The following is a 19,663-nucleotide window of genomic DNA, read 5'->3' on the forward strand; positions in this document are numbered from 1 at the left end:
CGACACAAGGCCGCTCCTACAGGGACCGCGACAGGCTCAGGTCATGCGGTCCCCTGTAGGAGCGGCCTTGTGTCGCGATGGAGGGCAAAGCCCTCCCCTGCAATGTCACAGGCTAACCAGCTTCGGCCTGCTGTAATCCAGCAAGAACTCCATCAACTCCCCCACCGGCAGCGGCTTGCTGACCAGGAACCCCTGCACCTGGTCACAACCAAACCCGCGCAACAACGCCATCTGCTCCTCACTCTCCACTCCCTCGGCCACCACTTCGAGGTTGAGGTTGTGCGCCAGATTGATCATGGCGTGCACCAGCTTGCGGTTCTCCTCGCGCATTTCCATCTCCGCGACAAAGCTGCGGTCCACCTTGAGCAAGGTGATCGGCAGGCTGTTGAGATGAACGAAGGAAGAGAAGCCGGTACCGAAATCATCGAGCGAAAAGCGCACCCCCAGGCGCCCCAGGGCGTCCATGGTCTGGCGTACCAGCTCGTTACGGCGCATCACCGCCGTTTCGGTCAGTTCGAACTCCAGCCAGCGGGCATCCACGCCATGCTCGAGAATCAGGCGGCTCAGGGTTGCCAGCAGCTGGCTGTCCTGAAACTGGCGGAAGCTCAGGTTGACCGCCATGTGCAGCGGCTCCAGCCCGCGCTCGCACAGCGCCTGCATGTCACGCAGGGCACGGGAAATCACCCAGTAGCCCAGCGGCACGATCAGGCCGCTCTGCTCGGCCAGCGGCACAAACTCGCTGGGCGGCAACAGGCCGCGCTCTGCATGCCGCCAGCGCACCAGCGCTTCGAGGCCAACGATACGCCCGTCCGCCAGGTTCAACCGCGGTTGGTAGTGCAGCTCCAGCTCGTCACGACGCAGGGCGCGGCGCAGTTCGCTTTCCAGGTCGGCCAGGCTGCGGGCGTTGCGGTTGATGCGTTCGTTGAACACATGGAAGGTGCAACCCTGGCTGCCCTTGGCCTGGCGCATGGCGATGTGCGCGTGCCACATCAGTGGGTCGGCGCCACCCTGGGCACGGGCATGGGCCAGCCCCAGGCTGCAACCCAGCAGCAGGCTTTCGCCGTCGATCCAGTAGGGTTCGGCCAACGCCTCGACAATCCGCTCGGCAATCCATTCGGCACGGTTGGCGTCGCGACGGGTGTCGATCAGCAGGGCGAACTCGTCGCTACCCAGGCGCGCCAGCTGGTCGCCCGCCTCCAGTTGCTGTTTCAGGCGTGCCACCACCTGCAGGATCAGCCGATCGCCGCTCTGGTGACCGAGGGCATCGTTGACGTGGCGGAAGTTGTCCAGGTCCAGATGGCCGAGGGCAACGCCGCGGCCTTCGTTCTCGGCCAGACGCGCGGTCAGCAGAGCCTGGAAGCCCTGGCGGTTGGCGATACCGGTCAACGGGTCCTGCTCGGCCAGGCGCTGCAGGGTGGCCACCAGCACGCCGCGCTCGCGCACGTGACGCAGCGAACGGCGCAAAGTATCGGTATCAAGGCGGTCACGCACCAACCAGTCGCTAACGGCACTGGGCGCTACCTGGGGCTCGTGGTCAAGCAGCAGGATAGTCGGCAGCTCGCAGCGTCCGGGCGCCGGTTGCAGCGCTGGCGTCGCCAGCACGACGGCCTGGCGATCCTGGCTGAACAGGCTGTCGACCGACTCCCAGTTCGGTGCAGTCAGCAGCACCGCAGTGCCACCCAGGTCAGGCATGCAGGCGTGCAACAGGGCGGCCCATTCCGGCTCATCGGCCAACAGCAGCAAACGCAACGGTTCGACAGGCGTGGACAAGCGGGCTCCTTAGGGCTTTACGGTGCAACGGGACTGCCAGGTATGCTACTGCATTAAATGAAAATGCTTTTCACTTTAATACATGTATTTGCGCGCGTAGCATCCCGACGTATTTTGTCGTGCATCCTGCGCGAAACTGCGCTTGCCGGCAAATCCCGTTTACATATTTGACTCAGACGTCAGACGGTCGCGCCACAACTGCCCCATGCCTGTTAGAATGCGCGGCTATTTTCTGGCGACCCCCGGTTTCTAGCATGTCCCGACTCAATCCCCGGCAGCAGGAAGCCCGTGACTATGTCGGCGGCCCTCTTTTGGTGCTCGCCGGTGCAGGTTCGGGCAAGACCAGCGTGATCACGCGCAAGATTGCCCACCTCATCCAGAACTGCGGCATCCGCGCCCAGTACATCGTGGCGATGACCTTCACCAACAAGGCCGCCCGCGAGATGAAGGAACGGGTAGCGACCCTGCTGCGTCCGGGGGAAGGCCGTGGCCTTACGGTGTGCACCTTCCACAACCTGGGCCTGAACATCATTCGCAAGGAGCACGAGCGCCTGGGCTACAAGCCGGGTTTCTCGATCTTCGACGAGTCCGACATCAAGGCGTTGCTGTCGGACATCATGCAGAAGGAATACTCCGGCGACGACGGCATCGACGAGATCAAGAACATGATCGGTGCCTGGAAGAACGACCTGATCCTGCCCGCCGAGGCCCTGGAGAAAGCGCGCAACCCGCGTGAGCAGACCGCCGCCATCGTCTACACCCACTACCAGCGCACGCTCAAGGCGTTCAATGCGGTGGACTTCGACGACCTGATCCTGCTGCCGGTCAAGCTGTTCCAGGAGCACCCCGACGTGCTGGAGCGCTGGCAGAACCGCGTGCGCTACCTGCTGGTGGACGAGTACCAGGACACCAACGCCAGCCAGTATCTGCTGGTGAAGATGCTGATCGGCATGCGCAACCAGTTCACCGTGGTGGGCGACGACGACCAGTCGATCTATGCCTGGCGTGGCGCCCGGCCGGAAAACCTGATGCTGCTCAAGGAGGACTACCCCTCCCTGAAAGTGGTGATGCTGGAGCAGAACTACCGCTCGACCAGTCGCATTCTGCGCTGCGCCAACGTGCTGATCGCCAACAACCCGCACGCGTTCGAGAAGCAGCTGTGGAGCGAGATGGGCGTGGGCGACGAGATCCGCGTGATCCGCTGCAAGAACGAGGAAGCCGAGGCCGAACGCGTGGCCATGGAAATCCTCACCCTGCACCTGCGCACCAACCGCCCGTACAGCGACTTTGCCATCCTCTACCGCGGCAACTACCAGGCCAAACTGATCGAACTGAAGCTACAGCACCACCAGGTGCCGTATCGCCTGTCGGGCGGCAACAGCTTCTTCGGCCGCCAGGAGGTCAAGGACCTGATGGCCTACCTGCGCCTGCTGGTGAACCCGGACGATGACAACGCCTACCTGCGGGTGATCAACGTACCGCGCCGCGAAATCGGCTCCACCACCCTGGAAAAGCTTGGCAACTACGCCACCGAGCGCGGCATTTCGATGTACGCCGCCAGCGAGGAGCTGGGCCTGGGCGAGCATCTGGATGCCCGCTACACCGAGCGTTTGCAGCGCTTCAAGCATTGGCTGGACGGGGTGCGCCACAAGGTCGCCCTGGAAGACCCGATTGCCGCGCTGCACGAGATGATCCGCGATATCGACTACGAGAACTGGATCCGCCAGCAGACCGCCAGCGACAAGGCGGCCGAGTTCCGCATCAGCAACGTCTGGTTCCTGGTCGAAGCGCTGAAGAACACCCTCGAAAAGGATGAAGAGGGTGACATGACCATCGAAGACGCCATCGGCAAGCTGGTGCTGCGCGACATGCTTGAGCGCCAGCAGGAAGAGGAAGAGAACGCCGAAGGTGTGCAGATGATGACCCTGCATGCCTCCAAGGGCCTGGAGTTCCCCTACGTGTTCATCATGGGCATGGAAGAGGAAATCCTCCCGCACCGCTCCAGCATCGAGGCCGACACCATCGAAGAGGAACGCCGCCTGGCCTACGTGGGAATTACCCGCGCACGCCAGACCCTGGCCTTCACCTTCGCCGCCAAGCGCAAGCAGTACGGCGAAATCATCGACTGCACGCCCAGCCGTTTCCTCGACGAACTGCCGCCGGACGACCTGGCCTGGGAAGGCCTGGACGATGCACCGGTCGAGGTAAAGGCCGCACGGGGCAACAACGCCCTGGCCGATATCCGGGCAATGCTCAAACGCTGATCAACCATTACTCTTTAACTTTGCCGCTATGTGCGGCCACCTTTGTTACATCGAGGAATACCACAGTGGAAGCACTGCATCAGAAGATTCGCGAAGAAGGCATCGTGCTTTCCGATCAGGTTCTAAAAGTCGATGCGTTTCTCAACCACCAGATCGACCCTGCACTGATGCAGCTGATCGGTGACGAGTTCGCCCGTCTGTTCGCCGACGCGGGCGTGACCAAGATCGTCACTATCGAGGCTTCGGGCATCGCCCCGGCGGTGATGACCGGCCTGAAGCTGGGTGTGCCGGTGATCTTCGCCCGCAAGCACCAGTCGCTGACCTTGACCGAGAACCTGCTGACCGCTTCGGTGTATTCCTTTACCAAGCAGACCGAGAACACCGTTGCCATCTCGCCGCGCCACCTCAACAGCAGCGACCGCGTGCTGGTGATCGACGACTTCCTGGCCAACGGCAAGGCGTCGCAGGCACTGATTTCGATCATCAAGCAGGCCGGCGCCACCGTCGCCGGCCTGGGTATCGTGATCGAGAAGTCGTTCCAGGGCGGCCGTGCCGAGCTGGACAGCCAGGGCTACCGCGTTGAATCGCTGGCCCGGGTGAAGTCGCTGGAAGGTGGTGTGGTGACCTTCATCGAGTAATCGCGGCGCCTGCTTCGCGGGCACGCCCGCTCCCACCGGTACACCACAGATTTCCAGGACCTGTGTTGGCCTTGTGGGAGCGGGCATGCCCGCGAATGGCCTCAACCCTCTCTATCTGGCAGCCGCCAACCCCGCCAGCAACAACCGCTGGTACAGCTCTTCCTTCAGCCCCTGCGGCTGATCCAGCTGCATCCGCGCCAGATGCCGCTCATACCCCTCCGGCCCCGGCGCATCCAGCGCTGCCTTGCCAAGCTCCAGCACCTCGCTCAGCTTGAACTTGCTCTTCAGCCAGTTCAGCGCCCGCAACAAATCCTGCTCTTCAGCCGTAAAGTCAGTACCCAGCGGATACTCCGGGAACAATCGCGCATACCGCGCCCTGATCGCTTCCAGGCGCTGCGGCGTGTTGTCGGTAAAGCGCGCCTCCAGTTGGAAATCCCTGGCCAGCTTGCCAGCATCCTTTGCCTGTTCGATCAGCCCCTGCTGGAACCGCGAGTCGCACACCGCCAGCAACCGCGCAATCACCTCGCTGTCGGTCTGCCCACGCAGGTCGGCAATGCCATACTCGGTCACCACGATATCGCGCAGGTGCCGGGGGATGGTGCAGTGGCCATAGTTCCAGAACAGGTTCGAGGTCACCTCCCCGCCCGCCTCACGCCAGCTGCGCAGCAGCAGGACCGAACGCCCGCCCTCCAGCGCATGGCCCTGGACGACGAAGTTGAACTGCCCACCCACGCCGCTGAGCACGCGACCGTCTTCCAGCTGGTCGGCCACCCCGGCGCCGAGCAGGGTCATGCCGAACACCGTGTTGATGAAGCGCGCATCGCGGCGCTGTCGGCGTTTGAGTTCCTCCTGCCCGTACAGCTCGTTGATGAAGCTGATACGCGTCATGGCAAACCTTGCGCGCTGTTCCAGCGGCATGTCGCGCAGGCGCTGGTAGAACGCCTGCGGGCCGAGGAAGAAGCCGCCATGCAGTAACGCGCCCTGCTCATCCGCCGGGCGTCGCAACAGGCCTGCCTCGGCCAGCACCAGCAAGCCGTTGACGAACATCTCGCTGCAGCCATACAGGCCTTGAGCGAAGGTATCCAGGCCCCCTTCCCGCTCGATCAGCGCCCGCCAGGGGCCGACATCCAGCGCATTGAGCACCGCACGGTAGCCCGCGTTATCGCCCTGGCGCGCCAGCAATGCCGCGGCGATCGCATCGCCCATGGCACCAATGCCGATCTGCAGCGTACCGCCGTCACGCACCAGGCTGCTGGCGTGCAGGCCTATGCAATGGTCCTGAGTGTTGACCGGCATGTTTGGCGTGGAGAACAGGCGGCGCTGCTCGGCTGAGTCGATCAGCAGGTCGAACGTATCGATGGGTAGCTCGGCGTCGCCCGGCATGTAAGGCAGCTCTGCATGCACCTGGCCGAGCATGAGGATGGTCTCGCCGGCGGCGCGGCGCTTGGCGATCATCGGCAGCAGGTCGAGGGTGATGTCGGGGTTGCAGGCCAGGCTCAGGTGCACAGGTTTCTCGGGGGTGGCAGCCACCAGCTGGGCGACCAGGTTCAGGCCCTTGGCGTTGATGTCGCGCGCGGCATGGCTGTAGTTGCTGCTGACGTAGTCCTGCTGGGCCGATTCGCTGTGCAGCAGGCTGCCCGGCTGCATGAAGAACTGTTCGACACGGATGTTCGGCGGCAGGCTGTCGTTACGCAGGTCGGCGAGGTAGGCGAGTTCTTCGTAATCGGCGAACACGCGCTCGACGAAGGGTTCGAGAAAGCGCCGTTGCAGGCCATCGCCCAGTGGCGGGCGGCCGAGGGACAAGGCCGTGTAGATGGTCAGCTGCCGCTCCGGTAGCTCGCGCACGCGGGCATAGAGCGCATTGACGAAGGCGTTGGGCTTGCCCAGGCCCAGCGGCAGGCCCATGTGAATGTGAGCTGGCAGGCGCGCCAGGACTTGCTCGACAGCCTGGTCGATGGAGCAGAGGTGCATCGGGGCCTCCTGAGACATCCATGGGTTCAGGGGTTGGACATGGGCCTTAAGTATTTGGTTGCCTGTGCCGGCCTCTTCGCGGGCTTGCCCGCTCCCACAGGAACAGGCCTGTGACACACCTGTGGGAGCGGGCAAGCCCGCGAAAGGGCCGGCACATGCCCCACAAAAACAAAGCCCGCCAATAATGGCGGGCCTCATGCAATTCAGCTGTTTCTCACAGCCCGGACATTTTCTTGATTGCCCCTTTCAGGTCGTCATCCGAGCAGTCGGCGCAGGTGCCTTTCGGTGGCATGGCGTTGATGCCGGTAATGGCCTTGGCCAGGATGCCATCGAGGCCGCCCTGGTGGTCGGCGCGTTCCTTCCACGCTGCGGTATCGCCAATCTTCGGCGCGCCGAGCAGGCCGGAACCATGGCAGGCATTGCAGTGCTTGGCAATGATCTCGTCCGGTGTCTTGGCGCCCCCGCCACCTGCGGCGGCGGCCACTTCCATGCCTTTGCACTCCTGGCCCTGGACGCACACCTGGCCAACCGGCTCCAGGCGCTTGGCGATGTCATCATTGGTCGCAGCGGTTGCGCTCATTGCCCAGAGGGCGAATACGGCTGCTGGTACGGCCAGCATCTTCTTGATTTGGTTCACGCGAACACCCTCATGGTGGCTAATCACGCTCGCGGCCACGGATCGGCGAGCGTTGAAAAGTATAGCGGGAACCCAGAGGCCGTGAAACGACCCCACACAGGAAAGGGGTATTGCCGAATCAATGCACTGCGCTGGATCAAAAGTTTGATGGCGTCGCCGCACTGATCAGCCGCGCCGGCCGGTCGAACGGGTTGCGAAAGCGGTGCGGGCGGGTGCTTTCGAAGTAGTAGCTATCGCCCTCTTCAAGGATGAAGATCTCGTTGCCGACCACCAGCTCCAGGCGGCCTTCGAGCAGGATGCCGGTTTCTTCGCCGTCGTGGGTAAGCATTTCGGCCCCCGTGTCGGCACCCGGCGGGTACACCTCGGTGAGAAAGGCGATGGCACGGTTGGGGTGCGACTTGCCGACCAGCTTCATGGTCACGGCACCGTCGGAGATATCGATCAGTTCATGAGCCTTGTAGACGATCTGCGTGGGGCTTTCAGGTTCCAGTTCGACCGAGAAGAACTCGACCATGGACATGGGAATGCCGCTCAGCACCTTGCGCAGCGAGCTGATCGACGGGCTCACGCTGTTCTTCTCGATCATCGAGATGGTGCTGTTGGTCACGCCGGCACGCTTGGCGAGTTCACGCTGGGACAGGCCCTTGAGCTTGCGGATGGCTTGCAGTCGTTCGCCGACGTCCAAAGCTGGAGCCTCCTGAAACGGTGGAAAGGGGGGTGGATGTGAACGATATCATGGCAATGCCGTTCAGTATTTACAACACACCACCCTTCAACCTGTCCGCTTCAGCGTGTCATTCGCCGATGTAGTCCCGCGGTACCCGCTTAAGGTTGCAGAAAATCTGGTAGGGAATGGTACCCGCGTGCGCAGCCACGTCACTGGCCAGCACATGCTTGCCCCAGAGTTCGACCGGGCTGCCGACAGTGGCTTCCGGTACATCGGTCAGGTCGATGCTGAGCATGTCCATCGACACCCGGCCGATCAGTTGGGTGCGCTTGCCGGCGACAAGCACCGGGGTACCGTTGGGCGCCTGGCGCGGGTAGCCATCGGCATAGCCCATGGCAACGACGCCAACGCGGGTTGGCCGTGGGCTGACGAACTTGGCGCCATAGCCCACCGGCTCGCCGGCAGGCAGCTCGCGCACGCTGATCACCCGCGATTGCAGGGTCATCACCGGCTGCAGGCGCTCGGCCTCGGCCTGGGCCACTTCGAACGGTGTGGCGCCATACAGCATCAGGCCCGGGCGCACCCAGTCGCTGGGGGCCTGCGGCCAGCCGAGCACACCGGGGGAGTTGCGCAGGCTGCACTCGGCGGCCAGGCCTTGGCGGGCGGCCTCGAACACGGCGATCTGCTGGGCGGTGGCGTCGGCCTCCAGTTCGTCGGCGCGAGCGAAGTGGCTCATCAGCACAATGCGCGCGACCTTGCCGCTGGCCAGCAGGCGCTGGTAGGCCTCGTGGTAGTCCTTGGGGTGCAGGCCGACACGGTGCATGCCGCTGTCAAGCTTGAGCCAGACGGTGAGCGGCTTGTGCAGCTGAGTCTTTTCGATCGCTTCCAGTTGCCACAGCGAGTGAACCACGCACCACAGCTCGTGCTCGGCGATCAGGGCCAGCTCGCTGGCTTCGAAGAAGCCTTCGAGCAGCAGTACCGGGGCCTTGATACCGGCAGCGCGCAGCTCCAGCGCTTCTTCGATGCAGGCCACGGCAAAGCCGTCAGCTTCGGCCTCCAGGGCCAGGGCACAGCGCACGGCGCCGTGGCCGTAAGCATCGGCCTTGATCACGGCCAGGGCTTTGGCACCGGTCAGTTCACGGGCCAGACGGTAGTTGTGGCGCAGGGCCTGGAGGTCGATCAGAGCGCGGGCGGGACGCATGGCGGCTGCCTTATGGTGGTTCGGGTTGAAATCGGTGTTGGGTTCTTCGCGGGCTCGCCCGCTCCCACAGGTACTGCAACAGTTTTCAACATCTGTGGTGTTCCTGTGGGAGCGGGCGAGCCCGCGAAGAGGCCGGTACAGGCGAACTTACTGCTGGTGAGCCGGCGCGGTCTGCCCGTGCTTGGCCACTTCCTGGCTGTTGCCATAACGGGAAATGTCCAGGCCTTCGGCACTGATCTGCGGCTTCTTGCGCGCAATCAGGTCGGCCAGCAGGCGACCGGAGCCGCACGCCATGGTCCAGCCCAAGGTACCGTGACCGGTGTTCAGGAACAGGTTGCGGAACGCCGTGGCACCGACGATCGGGGTACCATCCGGGGTCGCCGGGCGCAGGCCGGTCCAGAAACTGGCCTGGCTCAGGTCACCGCCGCGAGGATAAAGGTCGTTGACGATCATCTCCAGCGTTTCGCGCCGACGCGGGTTCAGCGACAGGTCAAAACCGGCGATTTCAGCCATGCCGCCGACGCGGATGCGGTTGTCGAAACGGGTGATGGCGACCTTGTAGGTCTCATCGAGAATGGTTCGAGGTCGGGGCCATGTCACCGTTGGTGATCGGCACGGTCAGCGAGTAGCCCTTCAGTGGGTAAACCGGGGCCTTGATGCCCAACGGCTTGAGCATCTGCGGCGAGTAGCTGCCCAGCGCCAGCACGTAACGGTCGGCAGTTTCCAGCTTGCCGTCGATCCACACGCCATTGATGCGGTCACCCGCGAAGTCCAGGCGCTGGATGTCCTGGCCGAAGCGGAACTCCACGCCCAGCTTCACGGCCATTTCGGCAAGCTTGGTAGTGAACAGCTGGCAGTCGCCAGTCTGGTCATTGGGCAGGCGCAGGGCGCCGGCCAGGATGTCCTTGACGCCAGCCAGAGCCGGTTCGACGCGGGCAATGCCGTCGCGGTCGAGCAGCTCGTAAGGCACGCCGGACTGTTCCAGCACGGCAATGTCCTTGGCCGCAGCATCTACCTGAGCCTGGGTACGGAACAGCTGGGTAGTACCCAGGCTGCGGTTCTCGTAGGCGATACCGGTTATCGGCGCGCAGCTCGTCGAGGCAGTCACGGCTGTACTCGGACAGGCGCACCATGCGCTCCTTGTTCACCGCGTAACGGCTGGCGGTGCAGTTGCGCAGCATCTGGGCCATCCACAGGTACTGGTCGACGTCGCCGGTGAGTTTGATGGCCAGGGGCGCGTGGCGCTCCAGCAGCCACTTGATGGCCTTCAGCGGCACGCCCGGGGCGGCCCAGGGCGAGGCATAGCCAGGCGAGATCTGGCCGGCGTTGGCAAAGCTGGTTTCCATGGCCACCGCCGGCTGGCGATCGACCACCGTTACTTCGAAACCTTGCCGGGCCAGATAGTAGGCACTGGCGGTTCCGATTACTCCGCTACCTAGTACCAGAACTCGCATCGTTTTATCCCTCGCACGCGGCGCGCCGCAGACTTTTATTGAAATGGCATGAATGCGCGCAGTATAGGAATTTGAAGGCAGTGCAATTCACTATATAAAAGCCTATTATTGGCGAGAATTCTCGGCAAAATCGCCTTTCACGGAGGGGCATCCCCTATGAGAACCCAGCACCAGAGCAAGCGTGAACTGGACAAGATCGACCGTAACATTCTGCGTATCCTGCAGAATGACGGGCGCATTTCCTTCACCGAACTGGGCGAGAAAGTCGGGCTTTCCACCACCCCTTGCACCGAGCGGGTCCGCCGCCTGGAGCGCGAGGGCATCATCATGGGCTACAACGCCCGCCTGAACCCGCAGCACCTCAAGGGCAGCCTGCTGGTATTCGTGGAAATCAGCCTGGACTACAAATCGGGCGACACTTTCGAGGAGTTCCGCCGCGCGGTGCTGAAACTGCCCCACGTACTGGAATGCCACCTGGTTTCAGGTGACTTCGACTACCTGGTGAAGGCTCGGATTTCCGAGATGGCCTCTTACCGCAAGCTGCTCGGCGACATCCTTCTGAAACTGCCGCACGTGCGCGAATCCAAAAGCTATATCGTGATGGAAGAGGTGAAGGAGAGCCTTTGCCTGCCGATCCCGGACTGAAGTCAGACCAGCACCTGGCGGGTGGTGGCAATGAACTGGTGGACCAGCTGCTCCGCAGCAGGCTCGATCATCTGTTCAGGGCCACGACCACGCGGGCAGGCCAGGCGCGGCGTGGTGCCGAACAGGCGGCAGATCATCGGGCGCTCTTCATACACCGTGCAGCCGTTGGGGCCCAGGTGCACGCAGTCCAGGCGCTCCAGGGCGGCGTCCTGCTCGGCCTGGGACTTGCGCGGCAGGCGCGCCATTTCTTCCGCCGAAGTGGTGACCGGGCCGCAGCAGTCGTGGCAGCCGGGCTCGCACTCGAAGGAAGGGATGAGTTCGCGCAGGAAGTGGATCTTGTGGCGGTTGCAGGACATGGCTAAGTACAAAGTTGGCAACTGAGGTTGGATTATAGGGCCATTCGCCGGCAAGCCAGCTCCCACAGGTACACCACTGGTCTCAGCCATTGCGCAACTCCTGTGGGAGCTGGCTTGCCGGCGAATGAGGCCGGTTGCCCCCCCCAAAGCCCCGGCTTATCCTCCTCCCCTAGCCCATCAGCCCAGGACCAGCCCCAATGATCCACAGCGCGCAGCACGCCGCCTCCTATTACGCCGCCAGCAGCGCGCCACACCCCGACCACTCCTTCCTGCAAGGCGAGCACAGCGCCGATGTGTGCATTGTCGGCGGCGGCTACTCGGGCCTTAACACCGCCATCGAACTGGCCGAACGCGGCTTTACGGTCATCCTGCTGGAAGCGCGCAAGCTCGGTTGGGGCGCCAGCGGGCGCAATGGCGGGCAGCTGATCCGTGGCGTCGGCCACGGCCTGGAACAGTTCCTTCCGGTGATCGGCGAGGAAGGTGTGCGCAGCATGAAGCTGATGGGCCTGGAAGCCGTGCAGATTGTCCGCGAGCGGGTCGAAAAGCACGCCATCGCCTGCGACCTGACCTGGGGTTACTGTGACCTGGCCAACAAACCCGCCGAACTGCTGGGCTTTGCGCAGGATGCCGAGGAACTGCGCAGCCTCGGCTACGCACATGAACTGCGCCTGGTCGGCAAGGACGATATCCACAGCGTGGTCGGTGCCGACTGCTATGTCGGCGGGCTAATCGACATGGGCTCCGGCCACCTGCACCCGCTCAACCTGGCCCTGGGTGAAGCTGCCGTGGCCAGCAGCCTGGGCGTGAAGCTGTTCGAGCAGTCCGAGGTCACCCAGATCGACTACGGCCCTGAAGTGCAGGTGCATACCGCCCAGGGCCGGGTGCGCGCCAAGACCCTGGTGCTGTGCTGCAACGCCTACCACAACAACCTGAACCGCGAACTGGGCGGCAAGGTGCTGCCAGCCGGCAGCTACATCATCGCCACCGAGCCTCTGGGCGAGGAACGCGCCCGCGCGCTGCTACCGCAGAACATGGCAGTGTGTGACCAGCGTGTCGCGCTGGATTACTACCGCCTGTCTGCCGACAACCGCCTGCTGTTCGGCGGCGCCTGCCATTATTCGGGCCGCGATCCGAAGGATATTGCCGCCTACATGCGGCCGAAGATGCTAAAGGTGTTCCCGCAGCTGGCCGACGTACGTATCGACTACCAGTGGGGCGGCATGATCGGCATCGGCGCCAACCGCCTGCCGCAGGTCGGCCGCCTGGCCAGCCAGCCGAACGTGTATTACGCGCAGGCCTATTCGGGCCATGGGCTCAACGCGACCCACCTGGCGGCGCGCTTGCTGGGCGAGGCCATCAGCGGCCAGGAGAGCGGGCGTTTCGACCTGTTTGCCAAAGTGCCGCACATCACCTTCCCCGGCGGCCAGCATTTGCGCTCGCCGCTGCTGGCGCTGGGCATGCTCTGGCATCGCCTGAAAGAGCTGATCTGAAAGCTGCGCGGTCCCTGTAGAAGCGGCCTTGTGTCGCGAAAGGGGTGCGTAGCACCCCCAGGTTTCAGCTTCGCCGCAAATACCGCTGGGGCCGCTCTGCGGCCCTATCGCGACACAAGGCCGCTCCTACATCGACCGCGCAATATCTGTATGGTCAGTCCTTCCAGAAAGGCTTTTGCCCTTCCGTACGCGCCTGCTCCCAGCTCAGTCCGACATCGCGCAACTCGTCATCGGTCAACTGCAGCAGCGCCCTGCGAGTGTGCCAGCGATGCAGCATCAGCCCCCAACGCCCCAGCCCCGCTGGCGCGTTGAACACCTTGGCCTGCTGCCCGGCTTCCAGTTCCCTGGCCAACAGTTGCAAGCGCACATCGCTCATGCCACCCATCACCGCATCCTCCCGTTCAGTTGATACCGTAGGGAAAGCATGCGCGTCGGCAGTATCTGCAATACAGATCCAATACCGCCTTATTATTCCCATACAGAATTGGCCGCTGGCCGACTGAATGCTGTATTTTCACCCCAACTGTACCGGTCGCTATGCCAATGCAGCGCAGGAGTATGCCGTGACCCTCTACCTGAACCTCGCCGAACTGCTCGGTGCCCGCATCGAGCAGGGCCTCTACCGCCCCGGCCAGCGCCTGCCGTCAGTGCGCGCCCTGAGTGTGGAGCACGGGGTCAGCCTGAGCACCGTGCAGCAGGCCTACCGCATACTGGAAGACAGCGGCATGGTCTCGCCCCGGCCGAAGTCCGGTTACTTCGTCAGCGACCACCGCCACCTGCCGGCCCTGCCCGCCGTCAGCCGCCCGGCCCAGCGCCCGGTGGACATCTCGCAATGGGAGCAGGTGCTGGACCTGGTGCGCAGCACCCCACGCCAGGGCGTGATCCAGCTCGGTCGCGGCATGCCCGACATCGACAGCCCCACCCTCAAGCCACTGCTGCGCAGCCTCGCCCAGCTGAGCCGGCGGCAGGACATGCCTGGCCTGTACTACGACAACATCCACGGCAACCTGGCACTGCGCGAACAGGTGGCCCGGCTGATGCTCGACTCCGGCTGCCGCCTGGGCCCGGCCGACCTGGTGATTACCACCGGCTGCCATGAGGCGCTGTCATGCAGCATCCGCGCGGTGTGCGAGCCGGGCGATATCGTCGCGGTCGACTCCCCGAGCTTCCACGGCGCCATGCAAACCCTCAAGGGCCTGGGCATGAAAGCCCTGGAGATCCCCACCGACCCGGTCACCGGCATCAGCCTGGAGGCGCTGGAACTGGCCTTGGAGCAATGGCCGATCAAGCTCATACAGATCACCCCAAGCTGCAACAACCCGCTCGGCTACATCATGCCCGAGGCCCGCAAGAAGGCCCTGCTTAACCTGGCCCAGCGCTACGACGTAGCCATCCTGGAAGATGATGTGTATGGCGACCTTGCCTATACCTATCCGCGCCCGCGCACCCTCAAGTCGTTCGACGACGATGGTCGTGTGCTGCTCTGCAGTTCGTTCTCCAAGACTCTCGCTCCCGGCTTGCGGATAGGCTGGGTAGCACCCGGGCGCTACCTGGAGCGGGTACTGCACATGAAATACATCAGCACCGGCAGCACGGCCAGTCAGCCCCAGCTTGCCATCGCCGACTTTATCGCTGGCGGGCACTACCAGCCCCACGTACGGCGCATGCGCAGCCAGTACCAGCGTAGCCGCGACCTGATGAGCGACTGGGTGACCCGCTACTTTCCGGCGGGCACCCGTGTCAGCCGGCCCCAGGGCGGCTTCATGCTGTGGGTGGAATTGCCTGAACATTTCGATACGCTGCGGCTGAACCGCGCTTTACTGGAAGAAGGTGTGCAGGTGGCCGTTGGCAGCATCTTCTCGGCCTCGGGTAAATTCCGCCACTGCCTGCGCATGAACTTTGCCGCACGGCCAACGCCACAGATCGAGGCTGCCGTGCGCAAGGTAGGTGAAACCGCCCTTCGTCTACTGGATGAAGAAAGCGCCGACGCGTAACTTTGCGCCGCCCGCCACGGTCCAATCCTTAAAGCCTTCGTTGCACAGGACGATCTACCCTTGAGACTCCAGCGAGCCCTGCCTCTGCTGCTGGCGCTGCTGCTCGGCCTTGCCGGCTGTGCCAGCGTTGGCACGCCCCGCGAAACCAGCCAGGCGCTGCCCGCCAACGACTCGGCCTTCGGCCGCTCGGTGCTGCGCCAGGCCACGCCCTACGGCGGCCGCTCGGGCTTTCGCCTGCTGCCCAACAGCAACGAGGCGTTCCGCGCCCGCGCCGAACTGATCCGCAACGCCCAGGCGAGCATCGACCTGCAGTACTACATTGTCCACGATGGCCTCAGCACCCGTGCCCTGGTGCATGAACTGCTGCGCGCCGCCGACCGTGGCGTGCGCGTGCGCATCCTGCTCGACGACACTACCAGCGACGGCCTGGATGTCATCATGGGCACCCTCGATGCCCATCCGAACATCCACATCCGCGTATTCAACCCATTGCACCTGGGCCGCAGTACCGGCGTAACGCGCGCCGTGGGCCGCCTGTTCAACCTGTCGCGCCAGCATCGGCGCATGCACAACAAGTTGTTCCTGGTGGACAACAGCATGGCCATCGTCGGCGGGCGCAACCTGGGTGACGAGTATTTCGATGCCGAACCCAACCTCAACTTCACCGACATCGACTTGCTGGGGGTAGGCCCGATAGCCGAGCAGTTGGGGCACAGCTTCGACCAGTACTGGAATAGCGCCCTCAGCCGACCGATCACCGATTTCCTCTGGAGTGACCCGGATGCCAGCGACCTGCGCGCCAGCCGCCACCGCCTGGAAATTTCCCTGGCTGAAGCCAGGACCCAGCGCAAAGCACTGTATGACCGCCTGATGGCCTACCAGTCGCAGCCGCGCCTGGATGTGTGGCGCAACGAGCTGATCTGGGCCCATGCCCAGGCGCTGTGGGATGCACCGAGCAAGGTGCTGGCCAACGACGAACCAGACCCGCAACTGCTGCTGAGCCAGCAACTGGCACCTGACTTGGCCAGCGTCCAGCGCGAGCTGATCCTGATGTCGGCCTATTTCGTGCCGCGCGAGCCGGGCTTGCTGTACCTGACCGGGCGTGCCGATGCCGGCACTTCGGTGAAGCTGCTGACCAACTCGCTCGAGGCCACCGATGTGCCGGCCGTGCATGGCGGCTATGCGCCCTATCGCCGGGCCTTGCTCGAACATGGCGTGCAGCTGTACGAGCTTCGCCGACAGCCAGGCGACCCCAGCGCCGGGCGTTTGAGCTATCACGGCAGCTCGGATTCGAGCCTGCATACCAAGGCGATCGTATTCGACCGGCGCAAGACCTTCATCGGCTCGTTCAACTTTGACCCTAGGTCGGTGCTGTGGAATACCGAGGTCGGGGTGCTGGTAGACAGCCCGGAGTTGGCCGAATACACCCGCGAACTGGCCGAGCAGGGTATGGCCCCGGCGTTGAGCTACCAGGTGAAGCTGGTGGGGAACAAGTTGGTGTGGGCGACCGAGGACAATGGCCAACGGCATATGCTGACTTCCGAGCCGGGCGGGATATGGCGACGGTTCAATGCCTGGGTCAGCAAGGCGGTGGGCTTGGAGAAGATGTTGTAGCAGAGATTTTTGGGGCTGCTTTGCAGCCCATCGCGACACAAGGCCGCTCCTACAGGAGGTACGCGATCCCTTGTAGGAGCGGCCTTGTGTCGCGATGGGCCGCAAAGCGGCCCCAATATCCATCAGGCAGACACAGGCTCAAAAGCCCCACGCCGCCGGGTCAACACCACCAACCCCGCAGCCCCCGCCGCCATCAGCAACGGCAACGCATGCCCACTGATCCACTGGCTCCCCGCCCCCGCCAGCAATGGCCCGAGCAAGCAACCAATACCCCACAGCTGCGCCACATGGGCATTGGCCCGCACCAGCTCATCATCGCGGTAGCGCTCGCCGATCAGCACCAACGAAAGGGTGAACAAGCCCCCTGCACTGGCCCCGAACAGTACCCACAACGGCCAGATCGCCGGCGTGTGCAACAACAGCGGAATCGCCAGGCTGGATACCAGCAGGGTCACCGCACAGCCGGTGAACAGGGTGCGCCGCGACATGTGGTCGGCCAGCGCACCGATGGGCAGCTGCAGCACCGCATCGCCCACCACCACGGTACTGACCATGAACAGGGCGATTTCGGTGCTGAAGCCTTGCTGCAGGCAGTACACCGGCAGCAAGGTCAGGATCATCGCCTCGAACGAGGCAAACAGGGCAATGGCCCAGGCGATCACCGGCAAGCGTCGGCAAAATGCGAACAGATCACCGAAGGTGACGCTACAGGCCTCTGTGCTCGGCGCACCGCCACGCCCAAGGAGGATCAGCGGAGCCACCAGCAGCAGGCCGGTCGCGGCCCAGAAGCCGAAGTCGTCATCCGAGCCGAGAAAGCCCAGTACCAGCGGCCCGGCCAGCTGGCTGAGGGCATAGCTGCTGCCGTACAGCGCCACCAGGCGACCACGCCATTGCTCGACCACCAGCTGGTTGATCCAGCTTTCGCCGAGGATGAACACCACCGTCAGCGACATGCCGATCAGCAGGCGCAACAACAGCCACAGGGGGTAGCTGGGCAACAGTGCGACCAGGCCGATCGACAGCGCTCCGCCCCACAGGCACAGGCGCATGGCCGAGGGCACGCCGACCCAGCCGGCCAGGCGGCTGGCCAGGCTGGCACCTACCAGTACGCCCAGCGCCGGCATCGCGGCCATCACGCCAATGGCGAAGCTGCCGTAGCCCCAGGCCTCCAGGCGCAGGGATACCAGCGGCATGCTTACGCCCAGCGCCAGGCCGACACTAAGCACCGATGCCAGTACGGCGAAGTAGGTACCCCAACGCATTGCAGCCTCCCAGGCCAAGAATTTTCCATGGCCCATTCGCGGGTAAACCCGCTCCCACAGGTACTGCACCGCTCTCAAGGGCAGTGGTGTACCTGTGGGAGCGGGTTTACCCGCGAATGGGCCGCAAAAGCGGCCCCCTGGGATTACAGCTTGATCCAGGTCGCCTTCAGCTCGGTGTACTTCTCCAGCGCATGCAGCGACTTGTCACGGCCGTTGCCCGACTGTTTGAAGCCACCGAACGGCGCGGTCATATCGCCGCCGTCGTACTGGTTGACCCAGACACTGCCAGCACGCACGGCACGGGCGGTCTTGTGGGCCTTGGAGATGTCCGAGGTCCAGATACCAGCGGCCAGGCCATACGGCGTGTCGTTGGCAATGGCGATAGCTTCTTCAGCGGTGTCGAAGGCGATCACCGACAGCACTGGGCCGAAGATTTCTTCCTGGGCGATCTTCATGGCATTGGTCACGCCGTCGAAGATGGTCGGCTCGACATAAGTGCCACCGGTTTCTTCCAGGGTGCGCTTGCCGCCGGCCAGCAGCTTGGCGCCGTCCTTGTGGCCAGCCTCGATGTACGACAGCACAGTGTTCATCTGCTGGGTGTCGACCAGGGCACCGACAGTGGTCTGTGGGTCCAGCGGGTTACCTGGCTTCCAGCCTTTCAGGGCCTCGACCACCATTGGCAGGAACTTGTCCTTGATCGAACGCTCGACCAGCAGGCGCGAGCCTGCGGTGCACACTTCACCCTGGTTGAAGGCGATGGCGCTGGCGGCAGCTTCTGCGGCGGCTTGCAGGTCCGGAGCGTCGGCGAAGACGATGTTCGGGCTCTTGCCGCCAGCTTCCAGCCAGATGCGCTTCATGTTCGATTCGCCGGCATAAACCATCAGCTGCTTGGCGATCTTGGTCGAACCGGTGAACACCAGGGTGTCGACGTCCATGTGCAGGGCCAGGGCCTTGCCCACGGTGTGGCCGTAGCCTGGCAGCACGTTCAGCACGCCAGCCGGAATACCGGCTTCGATGGCCAGCTGAGCGATGCGAATGGCTGTCAGCGGCGATTTTTCGGACGGCTTGAGCACTACCGAGTTACCGGTGGCCAGGGCCGGGCCGAGCTTCCAGCAGGCCATCAGCAGCGGGAAGTTCCACGGTACGATGGCTCCGACCACACCCACCGCTTCGCGGGTGACCAGGCCGAGCTGGTCATGCGGGGTCGGGGCGACTTCGTCGTAGACCTTGTCGATGGCTTCGGCAGTCCAGTGAATGGCATTGGCAGCGCCAGGTACATCGATGCTGGAGGAGTCGCCGATCGGCTTGCCCATGTCCAGGGTTTCCAGCAGTGCCAGCTCTTCGACGTTCTTGCGCAGCAGGTCGGCGAAGCGGATCAGCTTGGCTTTGCGCTTGGCCGGGGCCAGCTGCGACCACACGCCGGAGTTGAAGGTGGCACGGGCGTTTTCCACAGCGCGGTTGGCATCGGCCAGGTCGCAGCTGGCAACCTTGGCCAGGAAGCGTCCGTCGACCGGGCTCAGGCACTCGAAGGTTTCACCGGAGACGGCATCGGTGTATTCGCCGTTGATGAAGGCACGGCCTTCGATCTTCAGTTGCTGGGCGCGTTGTTCCCAGTCCGCACGAGTCAGGGTGGTCATACGAAACTCCTCCTCTTGTTTAGGTGCAACGCCGCACTGAGGACTCACAGGCGTTGTCAGAAT

Annotated in this window: 15 protein-coding genes and 1 pseudogene; 6 read left to right on the forward strand and 10 right to left on the reverse strand. The window is 63.7% G+C overall.

What is annotated here, in order from left to right:
* Nucleotides 1-105: 105 nt before the first annotated feature.
* Nucleotides 106-1,770: a bifunctional diguanylate cyclase/phosphodiesterase gene (locus QIY50_09935; GenBank protein WGV22449.1), complete on the reverse strand. Its 1,665-nt coding sequence runs from the start codon at nucleotides 1,768-1,770 to the stop codon at nucleotides 106-108.
* 254 nt (nucleotides 1,771-2,024) lie between these two features.
* Here QIY50_09935 and rep point away from each other — a divergent pair, with 254 nt between their 5' ends.
* On the forward strand, nucleotides 2,025-4,034 hold the full coding sequence (rep, locus tag QIY50_09940; GenBank protein ID WGV22450.1) for a DNA helicase Rep: 2,010 nt from the start codon (nucleotides 2,025-2,027) through the stop codon (nucleotides 4,032-4,034).
* Nucleotides 4,035-4,099: 65 nt separating this feature from the next.
* Entirely contained in the window at nucleotides 4,100-4,672 is a 573-nt protein-coding gene (locus tag QIY50_09945) for a xanthine phosphoribosyltransferase (protein ID WGV22451.1), read from the forward strand.
* A 111-nt stretch (nucleotides 4,673-4,783) separates the two neighbouring features.
* Here the strand turns inward: QIY50_09945 and QIY50_09950 are convergent, their stop codons facing one another.
* The 5 genes and pseudogenes from QIY50_09950 to dadA all read right to left on the reverse strand — a co-directional run bounded on the left by QIY50_09950 (nucleotide 4,784) and on the right by dadA (nucleotide 10,602).
* On the reverse strand, nucleotides 4,784-6,643 hold the full coding sequence (locus QIY50_09950) for an acetyl-CoA hydrolase/transferase C-terminal domain-containing protein (GenBank protein ID WGV22452.1): 1,860 nt from the start codon (nucleotides 6,641-6,643) through the stop codon (nucleotides 4,784-4,786).
* Between the two features lie 214 nt (nucleotides 6,644-6,857).
* Nucleotides 6,858-7,262, reverse strand: a complete 405-nt coding sequence (locus tag QIY50_09955; protein ID WGV23034.1) for a c-type cytochrome — start codon at nucleotides 7,260-7,262, stop codon at nucleotides 6,858-6,860.
* Between the two features lie 154 nt (nucleotides 7,263-7,416).
* On the reverse strand, nucleotides 7,417-7,965 hold the full coding sequence (locus tag QIY50_09960) for a cupin domain-containing protein (GenBank protein WGV22453.1): 549 nt from the start codon (nucleotides 7,963-7,965) through the stop codon (nucleotides 7,417-7,419).
* 109 nt (nucleotides 7,966-8,074) lie between these two features.
* The gene (gene alr, locus QIY50_09965; protein ID WGV22454.1) at nucleotides 8,075-9,148 is read right to left on the reverse strand and encodes an alanine racemase; all 1,074 of its coding nucleotides are present in this window, start codon (nucleotides 9,146-9,148) and stop codon (nucleotides 8,075-8,077) included.
* A 147-nt stretch (nucleotides 9,149-9,295) separates the two neighbouring features.
* Nucleotides 9,296-10,602 (reverse strand): annotated as a pseudogene (dadA, locus tag QIY50_09970) (D-amino acid dehydrogenase).
* A gap of 156 nt (nucleotides 10,603-10,758) precedes the next feature.
* On the opposite strand from dadA, the gene dadR reads away from it, so the two are divergent.
* Nucleotides 10,759-11,247 (forward strand): transcriptional regulator DadR, encoded by a 489-nt coding sequence (gene dadR, locus QIY50_09975; protein WGV22455.1) that lies wholly within the window; start codon nucleotides 10,759-10,761, stop codon nucleotides 11,245-11,247.
* A 2-nt stretch (nucleotides 11,248-11,249) separates the two neighbouring features.
* On the opposite strand, the gene QIY50_09980 is transcribed toward dadR, so the two are convergent.
* The gene (locus QIY50_09980; protein WGV22456.1) at nucleotides 11,250-11,603 is read right to left on the reverse strand and encodes a YkgJ family cysteine cluster protein; all 354 of its coding nucleotides are present in this window, start codon (nucleotides 11,601-11,603) and stop codon (nucleotides 11,250-11,252) included.
* Between the two features lie 197 nt (nucleotides 11,604-11,800).
* Between QIY50_09980 and QIY50_09985 the strand changes: the two genes are divergently transcribed.
* A complete protein-coding gene (locus QIY50_09985; GenBank protein ID WGV22457.1) occupies nucleotides 11,801-13,093 on the forward strand; it encodes an FAD-binding oxidoreductase in 1,293 nt (430 codons plus the stop codon).
* A 154-nt stretch (nucleotides 13,094-13,247) separates the two neighbouring features.
* Here the strand turns inward: QIY50_09985 and QIY50_09990 are convergent, their stop codons facing one another.
* Entirely contained in the window at nucleotides 13,248-13,478 is a 231-nt protein-coding gene (locus QIY50_09990) for a DUF1127 domain-containing protein (GenBank protein WGV22458.1), read from the reverse strand.
* A gap of 178 nt (nucleotides 13,479-13,656) precedes the next feature.
* On the opposite strand from QIY50_09990, the gene QIY50_09995 reads away from it, so the two are divergent.
* Nucleotides 13,657-15,087 (forward strand): PLP-dependent aminotransferase family protein, encoded by a 1,431-nt coding sequence (locus tag QIY50_09995; GenBank protein WGV22459.1) that lies wholly within the window; start codon nucleotides 13,657-13,659, stop codon nucleotides 15,085-15,087.
* A 60-nt stretch (nucleotides 15,088-15,147) separates the two neighbouring features.
* Nucleotides 15,148-16,701: a phospholipase D family protein gene (locus QIY50_10000; protein ID WGV22460.1), complete on the forward strand. Its 1,554-nt coding sequence runs from the start codon at nucleotides 15,148-15,150 to the stop codon at nucleotides 16,699-16,701.
* Nucleotides 16,702-16,823: 122 nt separating this feature from the next.
* Here QIY50_10000 and QIY50_10005 read toward each other — a convergent pair whose 3' ends face one another.
* Both QIY50_10005 and QIY50_10010 read right to left on the reverse strand, forming a co-directional pair.
* On the reverse strand, nucleotides 16,824-17,963 hold the full coding sequence (locus QIY50_10005) for an MFS transporter (GenBank protein ID WGV22461.1): 1,140 nt from the start codon (nucleotides 17,961-17,963) through the stop codon (nucleotides 16,824-16,826).
* Nucleotides 17,964-18,106: 143 nt separating this feature from the next.
* Nucleotides 18,107-19,600: an aldehyde dehydrogenase gene (locus QIY50_10010; protein WGV22462.1), complete on the reverse strand. Its 1,494-nt coding sequence runs from the start codon at nucleotides 19,598-19,600 to the stop codon at nucleotides 18,107-18,109.
* Nucleotides 19,601-19,663: the final 63 nt, after the last annotated feature.

This window comes from Pseudomonas putida, assembly GCA_029953615.1.
Lineage (GTDB): Bacteria > Pseudomonadota > Gammaproteobacteria > Pseudomonadales > Pseudomonadaceae > Aquipseudomonas.